Source organism: Gammaproteobacteria bacterium (genome assembly GCA_036381015.1).
Classification (GTDB): domain Bacteria; phylum Pseudomonadota; class Gammaproteobacteria; order Steroidobacterales; family Rariloculaceae; genus ZC4RG20.
In genome coordinates this window covers 1-15184 of sequence record DASVDR010000028.1, presented here as the reverse complement: position 1 = coordinate 15184, position 15184 = coordinate 1, and the positions used below count along the sequence as shown (strand labels likewise).

Sequence of the window (15184 nt, the reverse complement as noted above, 5' to 3'; positions counted from 1 at the left end):
GCCCCGGTCGTCCGGTCCGCGCTGGCCGAACGTCGGCCGGGAATCGGCGGCGCGATCCGTCTCGCCCGGCGCACCGCGGGGTCGCCGCGAACGAGGGCCGCGCCGCGCTCGATCAGTCGAATTTGCCGGCGAGGCGCTCGCCGAGCCGCTCGAACGGCGCCGGATCGGCGACCGTCCGCGCCGCCGCGAGCGCCCAGAAGTAGCCGGTCAGCGCGACCAGCCGCACGACCTTGTCGAGCTCCGCCGGCGTGAACGGCACGGCGCGGCCTGCGTAGTACGCTTCGGCGAGCTCCCACGCCTCCGCCCGCGAGCGGCCGTTCATCGCGGCGAGCCCGGCGATGTCGAGCACCGGCGACGCCGTGACCGCGTACTCGAAGTCGATCAGCCAGAGCCTGCCGTCCTCGTCGAGGACGTTCGACGCGATCAGATCGTTGTGGCACAACGCGACCGACGGATAGCGGGCACGGTAGTCGCGCGCGAGCGCGCGCAGATCGGCCGCGAGCCGGCGCTGCCGTCCGCTCAGATCGCCCGCCCCTTCGAGCGGCGCGAGGTATTGCGCGGCGAAGCCTTCGGGATCGAACGGACGCAGCGCGGGACGAATGGCGTGCAGCCGCCGCAACAGCGCCGCCAGCGCCTCCACGCGCTCCGGCCGCCCCAGGTCGTCGCTCGCGAGCGGACGCGCGCCCGCGCGGTATTCGGTGACGAGGAGGCCCGCGCGCGCGTCGGCCGCGACGACCGGCGGCGCGACGCCGATCGCCGCGGCTTCGGACATGATCGCGCTCTCGACCGCGAGGTCGAGCGCGCCGCCGGTGCCGTCGACGCCCGCCCGAACGACCCAAGCCCGTTCGCCCGCGGACGCGAGGTACGTCCGCCGTCCGATCCCGCCGTCGAGCGGCTCCAGCCGAAGCTCGTGCCGAGCGCGGATCGCGTCGAAACCCGAGTCGGCCAAGACATCGCGCAGCGCACGCAGCACCCCGGCGCGCACTTCGTCTTCAATATTCAATAACCGCCACTCGGAATCTCGACCGCCGCGCGCTCGCCCTCACGCTGCCGGATCCAGGCCCGAAAGCCGATGACGATCAGCACGAGGTAGCCGACGAAGAGCGCGGCAAACAGGAACAGCTCCCGCGAGACGTACAGGTAGATCGACACGCTGTCGATGACGAACCAGTAGATCCAGTTCTCGAGCACCTTCTTCGCGACCATGTACGTCGTGAACAGCGCCCCGATCGTCGTGAACGAATCGAGGAACGGCATCGCGGCGTCGGTGCGGGCCCGAAGCACGGCGCCGGAGGCGGCCGTCAGGACGAGGATCGCCGCGATGACGGCCGCGTGGCGCCGCCAGGGCCATACGCAGATCGCGACGCCTTTGCCTTGATCTCCGCCGTACAGCCACTGGTACGCGCCGTACACGGCCATCGCGGCGTAGAAGACCTGCAACGCCGATTCCATGTAGAGCTTCGCGTCGAGGAACACGACGAGGGACAGCAGGGTTCCGACGAATGCGGCCGGCCAGCACCACGCGCTCTCGCGGATCACGAGCACCAGGTACAGCACCGCAAGCACGACCGCGGCCGCCTCGAGCGCGGACACGGCGGCGGTCAGCGCAAGCCGGGGAGCGGCGGAGGCTCGCCGACCGGCAAGTCGATGTTCAGGAACTTCGCGACCAGCACCTTCTTCGCGCCGGTAGTGAACGATTTCCGCATCGCGGCCGTGACCACGCGCATCACGTCCTCGAGCTCGCCCGAGAGCTGCGTGCTCATCTGATTGACGGCGGACTCGAAGCGCTCGTCGTCGATCACGTCCTCGATGAACTCCACGATCTGATCGATCGTATCGCCGCCCATCGGATAAAGGCTGAGCTCCACGCTGATTCTCACGTTACGCCTCCCGGTCAGAGCCTGTACTCGAGCGTCAGTCCGACGTGGCGCGGGTCGCCGAGCCGGATGTAGAGCTCGTTCGGAAAGTCCGGCGGCTCGTTGCCGAAGAAGAATCCGCGCACGGCGTATTCCTCGTCGAGAACGTTCCGCGCCCAGAGCGTCGCCTTCCACGGGCCCCACTCGCGGCCGACCCGCAGATTCACGAGCGCATAGTCCTCGGATTTCTGATCGTGCCCGTAATCGAAGTAGAAGTCGTCCCGGCCGCTGACCGCCAAGCGTCCGAACCACCCGTTGCCGTTCTCGTAATCGAAGCCGACGGTGTAGCTGCGGTTCGGCGCATGCGCCTGCTCACGGCCCTCGAGCGCCGGGAACACGGAAAACTCGACGATCTCGGTGTCGAGGAAGCCGAGCGATGCGAAGACGTCGACCCGATCGGTGGCGAGCCACTCGAGGCTCGCCTCGACGCCGCGGTGGCGCCCCTCCTCGGCATTCTCGGTCAGAAACAGGAACGACGAGGGGTCGCCGAGGCGCAGCTGCATCGGTATCTTGATCTGCTGATCGTCGCGGCGCGCCTCGAACACGCCGGCGTCGACCCGCAGGCGCCCGTCGAGCCACTCGCCCTTCACGCCCGCCTCGAGGCTCAACAGCGCTTCCGGGTCGAACTCGATCTGCTCCGGCGTGACGTTGTCGACCTCGTCGAAATCGACGCCGGCGAACGACACGTTGAACCCGCCCGCCTTGTAGCCGCGCGCGAGCCGCGCGTAAGTCATCCATCCGCCCGTGATGCGCCACGAGAGCGCGAGCTCGCCGCCGATCATCCGATCCTCCGGCGAGAAGAAATTGCCGTAGGTATCGGTGTAGTCCGCGGTCCGGCGCTCCCACCGCAGGCCCGCCGTCAAGTCCAAACGATCGGTCAGCGCAAAGTCGAGCTGGCCGAACAGCGCGACGTTCTCGGCGTCGTAGTCGGTTTCGGCCGGCTGATCGAGCAGACACGGGTCGCAGAAGGCGTCGTCGTCGAGGATGCCGGCGTCGCTCCGGTCGTTCGACTCGTCGAGCTCGAGCAGGTAGACGCCGACGAGCCAGTCGCCGCGCCCGTTCGCGACGGCGCCGGGCTCGGACAGGAGCCGCACCTCCTGATTGAAGGTATCGCGGCGCCGGTCGATCTCGGTGAAGAAGTCGTAGACGACGGGCGCCCAGAGCTCGGGATTGCCCCAGTCCGCATCGAAGCTGAACGTCGCGTCGGTGTCGTTCAAGCCGGTGATGCTGACGAGATCGAAGCGCGGGAGGTCGGCCTGCACGCGGACCGATGCGGCCGCGGAGCGCTGCGCGTCGCGTCCCGGGTGATCGGAATAGACGTTGAATCCGTTGTCAATCGCCCACGCATCGTAGCCGTTATCCATGTCGAGATAGAGCGCCGTGGCCTCCACGTCGACGCGCTCGCCGGGCGCCCATGTGAATTTCGCGCGGGTCGAGAGCTCGTCGCGGCGGTACGTGTCGTCGCGGTCGAGAAACACGTTCTTACGGAAGCCGTTGCTCTCGTATTGATGGACCGAGACACGGTAGCCGGCGGCGTCGCCGATGGGTCCGCCGACCGCGGCGCCGAGCGCCGCCGTGCCGTCGGTGCCGCCCGTCAGCTCGAAGTCCGCCGAGAGCGTCTCCGTCGGCTCCGCGGAGCGCATGTAGACGAGGCCGCCGATCGCGTTCGCGCCGTAGCGCGTGCCCTGCGGGCCGCGCAGCACCTCGACCCGGTCGACGTCGAACAGCGTCGCGACGCCGCCGAGCGAGGAGAAGTCGATGTCGTCGATCAAGAAGCCGACCGAAGGATTCGGCGCGCCCTCGTACTGCTCGAGCTCGCCGATCCCGCGGAGCTGAAAATAGCGCGCGCGCGAGCCCTCGCCCGACCAGTTCAGGTTCGGCACGAGCAGCGTGAGCTCCTCGAAATGCTGGACGGTCGCCGACTCGAGCGTGTCCGCATCGAGGACGGTGACGCTCCTCGGCAGATCGAGGGCGTCGGTCTCGCGGAACTCGGCCGTGACGACGATTTCTTCGAGCTGATCGCCTTGGGCATGCGCGGGTGCACCGGGCGCGAGCGCCGCGAGGGCGGCGAGCGGGAGCACCGAACGCGCAGGCCTCGCGCAAGGCCCAGCGGCGGCGACGGAAACGTGCATGGCGGATCTCCTTGACGGCGAGATCCGGCGTGTAGCGCGATCGGGGATGAGGAGAATTCTTCCAGTCCCTACGCCGGCACTAACCGGATCAGGTTCAAAGGGTTAGCCGGCGAATCGAGCCGGCTTCTCAGGCCGCTTCCGCGACCACCCCTCGGATGACGAAACGCCCACAATGATAGCAAAGGCCGGAGCGCGCGGAAGCGCGCTCACTCCTTCAGCCGGGGCAGCAGCTCGGCGAAATTGCACGGCCGCGTGCGACGGTCGAGCTGCGCGGCGAGAATCTTGTCCCAGCCGGTCGCGCACGCGTGGGAGGAGCCGGGCAGACAAAAGACGAACGTGCCGTTCGCGACACCCGCGAGGCAACGCGACTGCAGGCTCGACGTGCCGATCTCCTCGTACGACACCATTCGGAACATCTCGCCGAAGCCTTCGATCTCCTTGTCGAGCAGCACGGCGACCGCCTCCGGCGTGCCGTCGCGCCCGGTGACGCCGGTGCCGCCCGTCGTGACGACGACGTCGATGCCGGGATCGGCGATCCACGCGGACACGGCGGCGCGGATCGCGTAGATGTCGTCGCGGACGATCCGGGTCGCGACCACCTGATGCCCGGCGGAGGCGGCGCGCTCCGCGAGCAGCTTGCCCGACGTGTCGGTCGCCTGCGTGCGCGTATCCGACACCGTCAGGAGCGCGATACGGAGCGGAACGAAGGTTGCGTCGCTCTCCGCCATCGAACCCGGGTTACGCGTTCGACGTCGGCTGGACCGTCAGATCGTGCGTCATCAGGAGCGCGTCCTCGCGCCCGCAGTAATACGCGCGGCGCCAGCCGGCCTCGCGATATCCGACCTTCGAGTAGAACGTGCGCGCCGCGTCGTTGCCGGCCCGCAGCTCCAGACGGACGAGAAAGATGCCGGCCGTGCGGGCGGAGGACTCGAGCCATTCGAGGAGACGCCGGCCCACGCCGCGCATCTGGTATCCGGGCCGCACCGCGAGCAGGCTCAAGTGCGCGTCGCGATCCAGAAACTCCATGATCGCGAAGCCGGCGATGCGCCCTCGGTCACGCGCGACGACCACGCAGCATTCGGGATGCTTGATGTAGCGGGCGACGCGGGCTTCGGTCCACGACCACGGCAGCCCGTGCTCGATCAGCAGGCGCGACATCTCGGCGATCGCGGCCGCGTCGTCGTGTCTCGCAAGGCCCAGGCGGATGTTCATCGAGCCCGAGTATAGTGCCAACATGGCTCGGGCGACACGGCGCACCGACGGGTTGGTTTGCGTGATCCTCGCGGCCGGCGGCTCCTCGCGGCTCGGCGCCCCGAAGCAGCTCGTGCGGCATCGCGGGCGCGCGCTCGTACGGCGTGCGGCGGACGCGGCGGAAGCCGCGGGCCTGCCCCCGGTCGTCGTCGTCGGGGCGGATGCCCTGCGGGTCCGGGCGCTGCTCGCGCGCTCGCACCCGCGGGCCGTCGTCGTCGGCAACGCGCGCTGGGCGGACGGGCTCGCGACGTCGCTGCGGCGAGCCCTGACCGCGGTCCCGCGTGACGCCCGCGCGGTCCTCTTCATGCTCGCGGACCAGCCGCTCGTCGATGCCGGGAGCCTCGCGCGGCTGATCGAGGCGTGGCGCCGGAGGCCGTCGCAAGCCGCGGCGGCGCGCTATGCCGGGAGGCTGGGCGTGCCCGCAATCATCCCGCGGCGCGCGTGGGCGGAGCTCCGCGCGCTCTCCGGCGACGTCGGTGCCCGGCGGCTGCTCGAGCGCGCGCCGCGCGTCACGGAAGTCGACCTGCCGGAAGCGGCTTTCGATGTCGACACGCCCGAGGATCTCGCCCGCCTCGCGTCGGGCCGCCATGAAGGCGCGCTCGCCCGCTAAAAAAAGGTGTCAGACACCTTTTCCGCGCTGCAAAAGGTGTCAGACACCTTTTCCGCTCCGCGGCGGGCGCGCCTCGCCCCGCGGGGCGCCCGTGGCGCAGTTCACCCAGCCGCTCGCGCCGTCGGCGTAGTGCTCTTTCTTCCAGATCGGCACGCGCTGCTTGATCTCGTCGATGATGAACCGGCACGCGTCGAAGGCCGCACCGCGGTGCGCGGCGGTGACGCCGACCCAGACCGCGCAATCGCCGATCGCGAGCACGCCGACGCGATGCTCGGCGTGCGCCGCGATGACGTCGAATCGGCGCATGGCCTCGGCGAGGATCTCGCGGCCCTCGGCGACCGCGACCGGCTCGTATGCCTCGTACTCGAGCGCGGTGACCGCCTCGCCTTCGTTATGATCGCGAACCCAGCCTTCGAACGTGGCGCATGCGCCCGCGCTTCGGTGCTCGAGTCGCCGCTTGAGGCTCTCCGGATCGATCGGATCGTGGCGGATCTCGAAGGTCATCGCCTTCCTCGGAGCGGCGGCGGACCGGCGCCCGTCAGCCGCCGGCGACGGGCGGGAAGAAGAGCACCGTGTCGCCGTCGGCCAGCTCCGCGTCCCAATCCCTGAGCTCGTCGTTGATCGCGACCTTGCAGCGCCCGCGCGCGTCCACGAACCCATGGCGAGCCGCAAGCTCGCCGAAGAGCTCGCCGGCCGTGCGCGCCCGCGTCGACACGCTCTCGGCCTCGGCGCCCGCCTTGTCGCGAAACGCGGCGAAATAGCGTGCGGTGACGTCGATCACTTCCCCTTCTCCTCGGCGCCGATCCGATAGTCGCGCTTGCCGCCCGTCTTCGAGACGAGCGCGACCTCGCGAATCCGGATGCCGTGCGTCAGCGCTTTGCACATGTCGTAGATCGTGAGCGCGGCCGCCGCGGCGCCGGTAAGCGCCTCCATCTCGACGCCGGTCTTGTGCGTGGCCCGCACGGCGCAGCTCACGACGATTTCGCCGGCATCGCTCCAGCCGATCGAGATCTTGCAATCCTCGAGCGCGATCGGGTGGCAGAACGGAATCAGCTCGTGGGTCCTCTTCGCGGCCATCACGCCCGCGACGATCGCGGTGTCGAACACCGGGCCCTTCTTCGTGCGGAGCGTTTCGCCGGCCGCGACGCCGGCATCGGGCGGAAAGACAACGATCGCGCGCGCTTCCGCCGTGCGCCGCGTGACGGCCTTGTCGCCGACGTCGACCATCGTCGGCCGGTCCGCGGTGTCGACGTGCGTCAGCATCAGCCGCCCATCCTGTACATCTCGACGCGAGCGCGGTCGCCGGAGCGGCGCAGCTCGGCGCGCAGCTCGCTGTAGCGGTCGGCGCGCGCACGCCAGACGTTCTGCAGCAGCCCGATCAGCTCCGCATCGCTCGCGCCGGCGCGCAGCGGAGCGCGCAAGTCGGTGCCGTGCGCCGCGAAGAGGCACGTATAGAGCCTCCCCTCCGCCGACAGCCGCGCGCGATGGCAATCCCCGCAGAACGGCTCGCTGACGGACGAGATGAAGCCGATCTCGCCGCCGCCGTCCGTGAACGCATACCGCGTGGCGACCTCCCCGCGGTAGTTCTTGTCGAGCGGCTCGACCGGCCAGCGGGCCGCGATCCGTTCGAGCAGCTCCTTCGACGATACGACGTCCTCCGCGCGCCAGCCGTTCAGGGTGCCGACGTCCATGTACTCGATGAAGCGCACGATCACGCCGGTGCCGCGGAAGCGCTCCACGAGGTCGAGGACGCCCTCCTCGTTCTTGCCCCGCTGGACCATCACGTTGATCTTGACGGGCGAGAAGCCTTCGGCGAGCGCAGCCTCGATTGCGGCGAGCACGGTGGCGACGCCTCCGCGGTTGCCGTTCATCACGCGGAAGACGGCGTCGTCGAGGCTGTCGAGGCTGACCGTCACGCGCTTCAAGCCTGCGGCCCGGAGCGCCTTCGCCTGCTCCTTCAGCCGCGTGCCGTTCGTCGTCAGCGCCAGGTCGTCGACGCCCGGCAGCGTCGCGAGCGCGGCGACGATCTCGACGATGTCGCGGCGCAGCAGCGGCTCACCGCCGGTCAAGCGCAGCTTCGTGACGCCGAGCTGCAGAAACAGGCCGGCCACCCGCTTGATCTCGCCGGGCGTGAGCCAGTGCGAGCGCGGCAGGAATCGATGCCCCTTGCCGTAGATCTCGGCCGGCATGCAGTACGGACAGCGGAAGTTGCAGCGATCGATGACGGAGATGCGTAGATCGCGCACGGGCCGGTTCAGGCGGTCGCGGACCGCGCCTTCCCCTTGCCATGGCTTTACGCTGCTGCTCATCGATCGACTCCTTTCGGTGCGCTATCTTAACCCACCGGCCACGGCGGTGCCGGTCCGCGTCAGGCCGGCGGCGCCGGAACCGCTGCGACTTCAACGACCTGCGTCGCACGGTAATTTCAAGTCTCGAATCGCCCATGGCACAATACCCGCGGGCCTGCCGGCTCGGAACCTGTCGACAAGCGCGAGCAAGCCCGCTTCTCGGGGATCGCCGAAAGCGCTCGGCTCCGCCGCCTCGTCGGCCGTCCGGCCGCCTCGCCCGGCGTGCTGCAGCGGAGAACGAGCGAAAATCAAGATGAACAGGAGTCGCCTGGAGCCCCTCGGCGTCCCGAATGCCGGGTACGGAGCGGATTCGACCGTGCGCGCCCGCGCGGGTAACGGCCCGAGCGGATTCGACCGCTGGCTTCTCGCGCAGGTGACCGCGAGGCTCGGCGACACGCCGATCCGGGTCCTGCTCTGGGATACGCCGCCGCTCGAGGCCGGCGCACCCGCGGACGGAACGATCACCGTGCGCATCGCGGATCGTAAGGCGCTCTGGCAGCTCCTGATCAATCCCGAGCTCCATTTCGGCGACCTCTACAGCGCCGGGCGCGTCGAGCTCCGCGGGGATCTGCTCGCGTTCCTCGAGCACGCGTACCGCTACGCCGACGAGAGTGCCCGCGCGGCGTGGGTCGAGCGGGGCCGCCGGCTCGCGCCCGATCTCTCCGAGTCGCGTCGCAACATCCATCACCATTACGACATCGGCAACGACTTCTACCGTCTCTGGCTCGACCGCGACGCGCTCCAGTACACCTGCGCCTACTACGCCGATCCGGCGATGACGATCGAGGAGGCGCAGCAGGCGAAGATGCATCACGTGTGCCGCAAGCTGCGCCTGCGGGCGGGCGAGCGTGTCATCGAGGCCGGCAGCGGCTGGGGCGGGTTCGCGCTGTTCATGGCGAAGCACTACGGCGCGCGTGTCCGCAGCTTCAACATCTCGCGCGAGCAGGTCGCGCACGCGACCGAATGGGCGAAGCGCGAGGGCCTTTCGGAGGCCGTCGAGTTCGTCGAGGACGACTATCGCAACGCGGCCGGCGTCGGAAGCCGCTATGACGTGTTCGTCTCGATCGGCATGCTCGAGCACGTCGGGCCGGGCAACTACCGGGCCCTCGGCAAGCTGATCGGCGATTTGATCACTCCGGAAGGCCGCGGGCTGATCCACAGCATTGGCCGCGATCGCCCCGAGCGGTTGAATCCCTGGATCGACAAACGCATCTTCCCCGGCGCCTACCCTCCGACCCTGCGCCAGATGATGGACATCTTCGAGCCGAACGGCTTGTCGGTGCTCGACGTCGAGAACATTCGCCTGCACTACGCGCAAACGCTGCGGCACTGGCTCGAGCGCTACGAGGCGAACGTCGACCAGGTACGGGCGATGTTCGACGAGACCTTCGTGCGGGCCTGGCGCCTGTACCTCGCGGGCTCGATCATGGCCTTCGTGCGCGGCAAGCTTCAGCTCTTCCAGGTGGTGTTCGCACGCTCCGGAATGAACGACGTGCCGCACACCCGCGCGCACGTCTACGAGACCGCGGAGTAGCGGAAAGAAGGGGGGCGGCCCCTTTTGCCGCGAAAGGAGCGCCGTGCGCGACAGCCTCAAAAATCGTGTGAGACACCTTTTCCGGGAAAATCGTGCCTGACACCTTTTTCGAGTACGAGCGGAAGAAGGCACGGCTCGAGAGCGCATGGCGCGACGCGCCGGGGCAGCTGCAGCTCGCGAAGTCGACGATCTCGAACCTGTTCCGCTATCGCCCGCGCGAGGCCGCGCCGCGCCGGCTGGCGCTCGGCGAGTTCAATCGAGTGATCGTAGTCGATCAGGATGCCCGCACGGCCGACGTCGAAGGCTTGACGACCTACGAGACCGTCGTCGACTGCACGCTCGAGCACGGCTTCCTGCCGCTCGTGGCCCCGGAGCTGAAGCACATCACCGTGGGCGGGGCAACGGTCGGGATCGGCATCGAAAGCACGTGCTTCCGTTACGGCTTCGTGCACGACGGCCTGCTCGAAGCCGACGTGCTGCTGCCCGGCGGGCGCATCGTCACGGCGAGCCCGTCGAACGAGCACGCGGATCTGTTCCGCGCGCTGCCCAATTCGTACGGGACCCTCGGCTACATCCTGCGCGCGCGAATCGCGCTGCATCCCGCCCGGCCGTACGTGCATTTGCACGTCGAGCGCTTCGGCGCCGCGGCCGCGTATCTCGATGCGATGCGGAGGGCTGCGGAGACGCCCGACATCGACTTCGTGGAGGGTCTCGTTTTCGAGGACGGGCGGTACCTGCTGATGACGGGGCGCTTCGCGGAGCGGACGCCGCACGTCGACGACATTCTGCGCCGCCATGTGTTCTACAAGCTCGTGCAGGAGCGCGACGACGTTTATCTCACGACGCGCGACTACATCTTCCGCTACGACCCCGAGTGGTTCTGGAACCTCCCGGACGGCATCGCCTATCGGCTGTTCCGCCGTTACGCGCCGGCTCGTTATCGCAACTCGAGCTTCTATACCCGTTACGTCGCGCTGAAGGAGAGCCTCGCACGGCGCATTCCCAGGGCTTCCGAGCCCGACACGGAGCCGTTGATCCAGGACTGGGAGGTGCCGTGGGACCGGGCGGAGGCGCTGCTCGAGTTCGCGCTTCGCGAAGTGCGCCTCGACGGGCGGCCGTGGGCCGCGGTGCCGATCAAGACGCCGCGCAGCCCCACGCTCTACCCGATCGAGCCCGATACGCTCTATTTCAATCTGGGCTGCTATCTGCAAGCGCGCCGGCCGCCCGGCCGGGAACGGTACTACTACACGAAGATCATGGACCGCCAGTGCTTCGAGCTCGGCGGCCTGAAGATGCTCTACTCGTCGTCGTTCATGACCCGCGAGGAGTTCGACGCGCGCTACAACGGCGCGGCCTACCGCGAGCTGAAGGCGAAATACGATCCCGAAGGCAAGGCGCGCACGCTCTACGAGAAAGTCGTGCTCGCGCCCGCGTGAGCTGCGCCTCCCGCCGCCGCGTGTCGCGCCCGGTCAGCGGGCCGCCGCCTGCTCGATCTTCGCCCAGCTGTCGCGCAGCGTGACCGTGCGGTTGAACACCGGACGCCCGGGCGCGGACAGGACCGGGTCGACGAAGAAGTAGCCGAGACGCTCGAACTGAAAGTGCTCCTCGGCCGCGGCATCGCCGAGCGCGGGCTCGACTGCCGCTTCGACGATCTCGAGCGACGCCGGATTCAGCTCGCGGTCGAGGTCCTCGCCTTCCGGATACGGCACGGCGAACAGCCGATCGTAGAGCCGCGCCTCGACCCGGGCCGCATGCCGCGCGGACACCCAGTGAATCGTGCCCTGAACCTTGCGCGTGGCATCGCCCGAGCCGCTGCGCGTGGCCGGATCATAGCTGCAGCGCACCTCGACGACGTTGCCGGCCTCGTCCTTGACGACGTCCTCGCACTTCACGATGTAGCCGTATCGCAGACGCACCTCGCCGCCCGGCTTCAGGCGGTAGAACTTCTTCGGCGGATCCTCCATGAAATCGGATCGCTCGATCAGGATGTCGCGCGAGAACGGCACCTTGCGCGAGCCGAGCTCGGGGCGGTTCGGATGGTTCGCCGCGTCGAGCCATTCCTCGCGATCCTCGGGATAGTTCTCGATCGTGAGCCGCAACGGATCGAGCACCGCGAATCGGCGCGGCGCGCGCTCGTTCAGGTCGTCGCGGACCGAGCTCTCGAGCAGGCCGAGCTCGATCACGTGCTCCTTCTTGGTCACGCCGGTGCGGCGAATGAAGTCGCGGATCGCCTGCGGCGTGTAGCCGCGCCGCCGCATCGCGGAGAGCGTCGGCATCCGCGGATCGTCCCAGCCCTCCACACGGCCTTCCTCGACGAGCTGGCGCAGGCGCCGCTTGCTCATCTGCGTGAACATGAGGTTCAGCCGCGAGAACTCGATCTGCTGCGGGCGGTGAGGCACCGGCAGGTTCTCGAGGAACCACTCGTAGAGCGGGCGATGATCCTCGAACTCGAGCGAGCACAGCGAATGCGTCGTCCCTTCGAGCGCATCCGACAGCGTATGCGCGAAGTCGTACATCGGATAGATGCACCACGCATCGCCGGTGCGCTGGTGGGGCACCTTGCGGATGCGGTAGAGCGTGGGATCACGCAGGTTGATGTTCGGCGACGCCATGTCGATCTTCGCGCGCAGCACGCACTCGCCCTCGTCGAGCTCGCCGCGGCGCATCGCCTCGAAAAGGCGAAGATTCTCCTCGACGGAACGGTCGCGGTACGGGCTGTTGCGGCCCGGCTCCGTGAGCGTCCCGCGGTAGGCACGGATCTCCTCGGCCGTCAGGTGGTCGACGTACGCCTTGCCGTCGCGAATCAGCTGCAGCGCGAGCTCGTAGAGCTGCGGAAAGTAATCGGAGGCATGGGTCAGCCGGTCTTCCCAGTCGAACCCGAGCCAGCGCACGTCGCGCTTGATCGCCTCGACGAACTCCGGATCCTCCCTGCCGGGGTTCGTGTCGTCGAAGCGCAGGTAGCACTTGCCGCCGAACTCCTCGGCGATGCCGAAATCGAGGCAAATGGCCTTCGCGTGGCCGATGTGGAGATAGCCGTTCGGCTCGGGCGGAAAACGCGTCTGCACGCGGCCGCCGTGCTTCCCGCTCGCGACGTCGGCAGCGACGATCTGCCGGATGAAATCCGCTCCTGCGGCACGTTCGGTATCCATTCCGGCGATTGTAGTCGATGGGCGGGAGCGAGCGTTGCGCCGCTCAGCCGCAACCGGCGAGCGATGCAATCCACTCGCGAATCAGCGCGGCGCCTTCGGCGTCGACGACGTTGCTCGCGAGCGGCGGCATCGCGTAGGCGTCCCGCCGCTCGAGCCGGCCGAGCAGCACCGAGCGTTCCGGCTCGCCGGGGGCGATGATGCGTGCACCGGCGCCGAGCCCGAGGTCGCCGGCTTGCGGCAGGGCATCGCACGCGCCGGTCTCGGCGAGCCGGACGTCGTACCTCAGGTCCAGCGCGACCGGCGCCAGGCCGCCCTCCCGGTGGCACTGCGCGCAGTTCGTGTGGAGGTACGCGCGAGCGCGGGCGTCGAGCGGGGCGGCCGCGTCGTAGGGGTCTGCGAGCGCCTCGCCGCTGCTCGGCGCGAGCGGCGAGGCGAAGAGCGCGATGGCATCGAGCGTCTCGAGCTGGTTCGCGGTGCGGCCGGTAGCGGGATACGTGAAATCATTGTCGAGCTGCGCCGTCTCGAGCCCCAGCGTGAACCCGGCGGCGCTCGTATGGCACGCGAGGCAGTCGTCCGAGGACGGGAAAATCCACTGCCTGCCGCCGATCTCTGCGACGGCCCCGCCTTCGACGAGCGTCGCATCGGTCTGCGCGTCGTTCCAGCGATAGCTGTAGCCGGCCCAGCCCGCCCGCGGATGGTGCATCAGGAGGCGAGTCTCGACGAGACGGCCGTCGAGCCGGAAGTGCTTCATCAGCACCGCGCCCTCCGGGAACGCGAAGTCGCCGTCCGCGCCGACCGCGATCGTCGTGCCGTCGGGGACCGCGAGCCAGCGCTCCTTGTCGGCGCCGTCCGACCAGAAGGGTGCGGCGACGTCGTACGGAATCAATCCCGCGGCGGGCCGCGCCGGGTCGGCGGAGTCGACGCAGCCCGTGGCCGACAGGCTTTCCGGAACCGGCGAGCCGGAAGGCCGGTCGCCGGCCGCGACGATCCGGTAGAGCCCGCCGCCAACGAGGTCGACGACATAGAGCTCCCGGTCGAGCCCCTCGGCGAACGACGAGATCGCGAGGTTCGTGTCGAGCAGAAGCTCGGCCGTGTAGCCCCCCGCGCCGTCGCCGGCGAGCCGCCAGATCCGACCGCTTCCGTAATCGCCGAACACGTAGCTTCCGACGAGCGCCGGGATCGCCGTGCCGCGATAGACGTAGCCGCCGGTGACGGAGGTTCCCTCGCTGCGCGGATAATCGTGCACCGGATCGATGAGCCCCGTCGCGTCGGCGCATGCCGGAGAGTGTGTGCCGGGATACGCGATCCGGCCCTCGCGGCAATTCCATCCGTAGTTGCCGCCGCGCTCGACCACGTCGATTTCCTCGCGCGTGCCCTGGCCGACGTCGCCGACCCAAAGTGCTCCGGTGTCGGCGTCGAAGCTCCAGCGCCACGGGTTGCGCAAGCCCCACGCGTAGATCTCCGGGCAGTCCGCGGCGGCCGGGACGTTCGGATCCGGCCCACACGTCGGATTGCCCGCGAACGGATTGTCCGCCGGGATCTCGTACGGCGCGTCGCCCGCGACGTCGATCCGCAGCATCGAGCCGAGAAGGTCTTTCGTGTTCTGCGCATGCCCTTGCGGATCTCCGCCGGAGCCGCCGTCGCCGAGGCCGATGTACAGGTATCCGTCCGGCCCGAACCCGATCTGGCCGCCGTTGTGATTCTCGAAGGGCTGATTCACGCGGAGCACGTCCTCGGCCGCGGGATCGAGCGTCGTGCCGTCCGGGCTCGTGAAGCGCTTGACCACGGAGACCATCGGCGTGCCTTCGGTGAACGACAGATACACGGTGCCGTTCTCGGCGAAGGCGGGGTCGAACGCCATGCCGAGCAGGCCGCCCTCGGATGCGTCGTTGACATCCAAGAACGCATCGACGTCGAGAACGGTCTCGGCAGCGGTGACGTTCGGGTCGTTATCGATGACGAGAACGCGGCCGGGCTTCTCGAGCACGAACCAGCGCGAGTCGTCACCGGGCGCTTGGATCATCGCGAGCGGCTGCGTGAAGCCGACGTGCGGAAACGCTTCCTCGAGTGCGATCTCCGGCGACCCTGCGGCCGGCGCGGACGGTGCGACGCACGTGAGGTTGACCGGGCGCGCATCGAGCCCGGCGGTCGGCGGCGGCGGGCCGGGCGTCGGACTCCGGTCGTCGGACGAGGATCCCCCGCAGCCGGCCGCCGCGGCCGCGGCGCAGACCGCGGCGCAAAGAA

General features: G+C 69.0%; 15 protein-coding genes and 1 riboswitch. Of the genes, 3 read left to right on the top strand and 12 right to left on the bottom strand.

What is annotated here, in order from left to right:
* Nucleotides 1–112: 112 nt before the first annotated feature.
* The 6 genes from VF329_10220 to rimI form a co-directional block, all read right to left on the bottom strand.
* Nucleotides 113–1003 (bottom strand): choline kinase family protein, encoded by an 891-nt coding sequence (locus VF329_10220; GenBank protein ID HEX7081379.1) that lies wholly within the window; start codon nucleotides 1001–1003, stop codon nucleotides 113–115.
* Entirely contained in the window at nucleotides 1000–1593 is a 594-nt protein-coding gene (pnuC, locus tag VF329_10215) for a nicotinamide riboside transporter PnuC (GenBank protein HEX7081378.1), read from the bottom strand. The genes VF329_10220 and pnuC overlap by 4 nt, the downstream gene beginning before the upstream one ends.
* Nucleotides 1594–1601: 8 nt before the next feature.
* Nucleotides 1602–1880 carry a YkoF family thiamine/hydroxymethylpyrimidine-binding protein gene (locus VF329_10210; protein HEX7081377.1) on the bottom strand — a complete coding sequence of 93 codons (279 nt, stop codon included), beginning with the start codon at nucleotides 1878–1880 and terminating at the stop codon, nucleotides 1602–1604.
* A 14-nt stretch (nucleotides 1881–1894) separates the two neighbouring features.
* Entirely contained in the window at nucleotides 1895–3997 is a 2103-nt protein-coding gene (locus VF329_10205; protein HEX7081376.1) for a TonB-dependent receptor, read from the bottom strand.
* Between the two features lie 98 nt (nucleotides 3998–4095).
* A riboswitch (TPP riboswitch) is annotated at nucleotides 4096–4210 on the bottom strand.
* A gap of 44 nt (nucleotides 4211–4254) precedes the next feature.
* A complete protein-coding gene (gene moaB / locus VF329_10200; protein ID HEX7081375.1) occupies nucleotides 4255–4776 on the bottom strand; it encodes a molybdenum cofactor biosynthesis protein B in 522 nt (173 codons plus the stop codon).
* Nucleotides 4777–4786: 10 nt separating this feature from the next.
* A complete protein-coding gene (gene rimI / locus VF329_10195) occupies nucleotides 4787–5284 on the bottom strand; it encodes a ribosomal protein S18-alanine N-acetyltransferase (GenBank protein ID HEX7081374.1) in 498 nt (165 codons plus the stop codon).
* Here rimI and VF329_10190 point away from each other — a divergent pair.
* Nucleotides 5283–5909: a nucleotidyltransferase family protein gene (locus VF329_10190; GenBank protein ID HEX7081373.1), complete on the top strand. Its 627-nt coding sequence runs from the start codon at nucleotides 5283–5285 to the stop codon at nucleotides 5907–5909. The two genes, rimI and VF329_10190, sit on opposite strands and share 2 nt — an antisense overlap.
* Before the next feature lie 39 nt (nucleotides 5910–5948).
* Here VF329_10190 and VF329_10185 read toward each other — a convergent pair whose 3' ends face one another.
* From VF329_10185 to moaA, 4 genes are read right to left on the bottom strand one after another with little or no spacing between them, the layout of a single operon-like run.
* Nucleotides 5949–6413: a molybdenum cofactor biosynthesis protein MoaE gene (locus VF329_10185; GenBank protein HEX7081372.1), complete on the bottom strand. Its 465-nt coding sequence runs from the start codon at nucleotides 6411–6413 to the stop codon at nucleotides 5949–5951.
* 34 nt (nucleotides 6414–6447) lie between these two features.
* Nucleotides 6448–6690, bottom strand: coding sequence for a MoaD/ThiS family protein (locus VF329_10180; protein ID HEX7081371.1), 243 nt, complete (start codon nucleotides 6688–6690; stop codon nucleotides 6448–6450).
* Nucleotides 6687–7172, bottom strand: coding sequence for a cyclic pyranopterin monophosphate synthase MoaC (gene moaC / locus VF329_10175; protein ID HEX7081370.1), 486 nt, complete (start codon nucleotides 7170–7172; stop codon nucleotides 6687–6689). The genes VF329_10180 and moaC overlap by 4 nt, the downstream gene beginning before the upstream one ends.
* Nucleotides 7172–8218: a GTP 3',8-cyclase MoaA gene (moaA, locus tag VF329_10170; protein HEX7081369.1), complete on the bottom strand. Its 1047-nt coding sequence runs from the start codon at nucleotides 8216–8218 to the stop codon at nucleotides 7172–7174. Before moaA ends, moaC begins: the two co-directional genes overlap by 1 nt.
* 292 nt (nucleotides 8219–8510) lie before the next feature.
* Between moaA and VF329_10165 the strand changes: the two genes are divergently transcribed.
* Together VF329_10165 and VF329_10160 are read left to right on the top strand one after the other, a co-directional pair.
* Nucleotides 8511–9791, top strand: a complete 1281-nt coding sequence (locus VF329_10165; protein HEX7081368.1) for a cyclopropane-fatty-acyl-phospholipid synthase family protein — start codon at nucleotides 8511–8513, stop codon at nucleotides 9789–9791.
* Nucleotides 9792–9883: 92 nt separating this feature from the next.
* Nucleotides 9884–11227: an FAD-binding oxidoreductase gene (locus VF329_10160; protein ID HEX7081367.1), complete on the top strand. Its 1344-nt coding sequence runs from the start codon at nucleotides 9884–9886 to the stop codon at nucleotides 11225–11227.
* A 33-nt stretch (nucleotides 11228–11260) separates the two neighbouring features.
* Here the strand turns inward: VF329_10160 and VF329_10155 are convergent, their stop codons facing one another.
* Both VF329_10155 and VF329_10150 read right to left on the bottom strand, forming a co-directional pair.
* Entirely contained in the window at nucleotides 11261–12940 is a 1680-nt protein-coding gene (locus VF329_10155) for a glutamine--tRNA ligase/YqeY domain fusion protein (protein ID HEX7081366.1), read from the bottom strand.
* Nucleotides 12941–12983: 43 nt separating this feature from the next.
* On the bottom strand, nucleotides 12984–15184 hold a 2201-nt coding region (locus VF329_10150), incomplete at its 5' end, for a PQQ-dependent sugar dehydrogenase (GenBank protein ID HEX7081365.1).

Excerpts from the sequence above, each read along its gene's own strand:
- VF329_10190 (HEX7081373.1), top strand. The coding sequence starts at position 5,283 with ATGGCTCGGGCGACACGGCGCACCGACGGGTTGGTTTGCGTGATCCTC.
- rimI (HEX7081374.1), bottom strand. The coding sequence starts at position 5,284 with ATGTTGGCACTATACTCGGGCTCGATGAACATCCGCCTGGGCCTTGCG.
- moaA (HEX7081369.1), bottom strand. The coding sequence starts at position 8,218 with ATGAGCAGCAGCGTAAAGCCATGGCAAGGGGAAGGCGCGGTCCGCGAC.
- VF329_10185 (HEX7081372.1), bottom strand. The coding sequence starts at position 6,413 with ATGACCTTCGAGATCCGCCACGATCCGATCGATCCGGAGAGCCTCAAG.
- VF329_10165 (HEX7081368.1), top strand. The coding sequence starts at position 8,511 with ATGAACAGGAGTCGCCTGGAGCCCCTCGGCGTCCCGAATGCCGGGTAC.
- moaB (HEX7081375.1), bottom strand. The coding sequence starts at position 4,776 with ATGGCGGAGAGCGACGCAACCTTCGTTCCGCTCCGTATCGCGCTCCTG.
- moaC (HEX7081370.1), bottom strand. The coding sequence starts at position 7,172 with ATGCTGACGCACGTCGACACCGCGGACCGGCCGACGATGGTCGACGTC.
- VF329_10155 (HEX7081366.1), bottom strand. The coding sequence starts at position 12,940 with ATGGATACCGAACGTGCCGCAGGAGCGGATTTCATCCGGCAGATCGTC.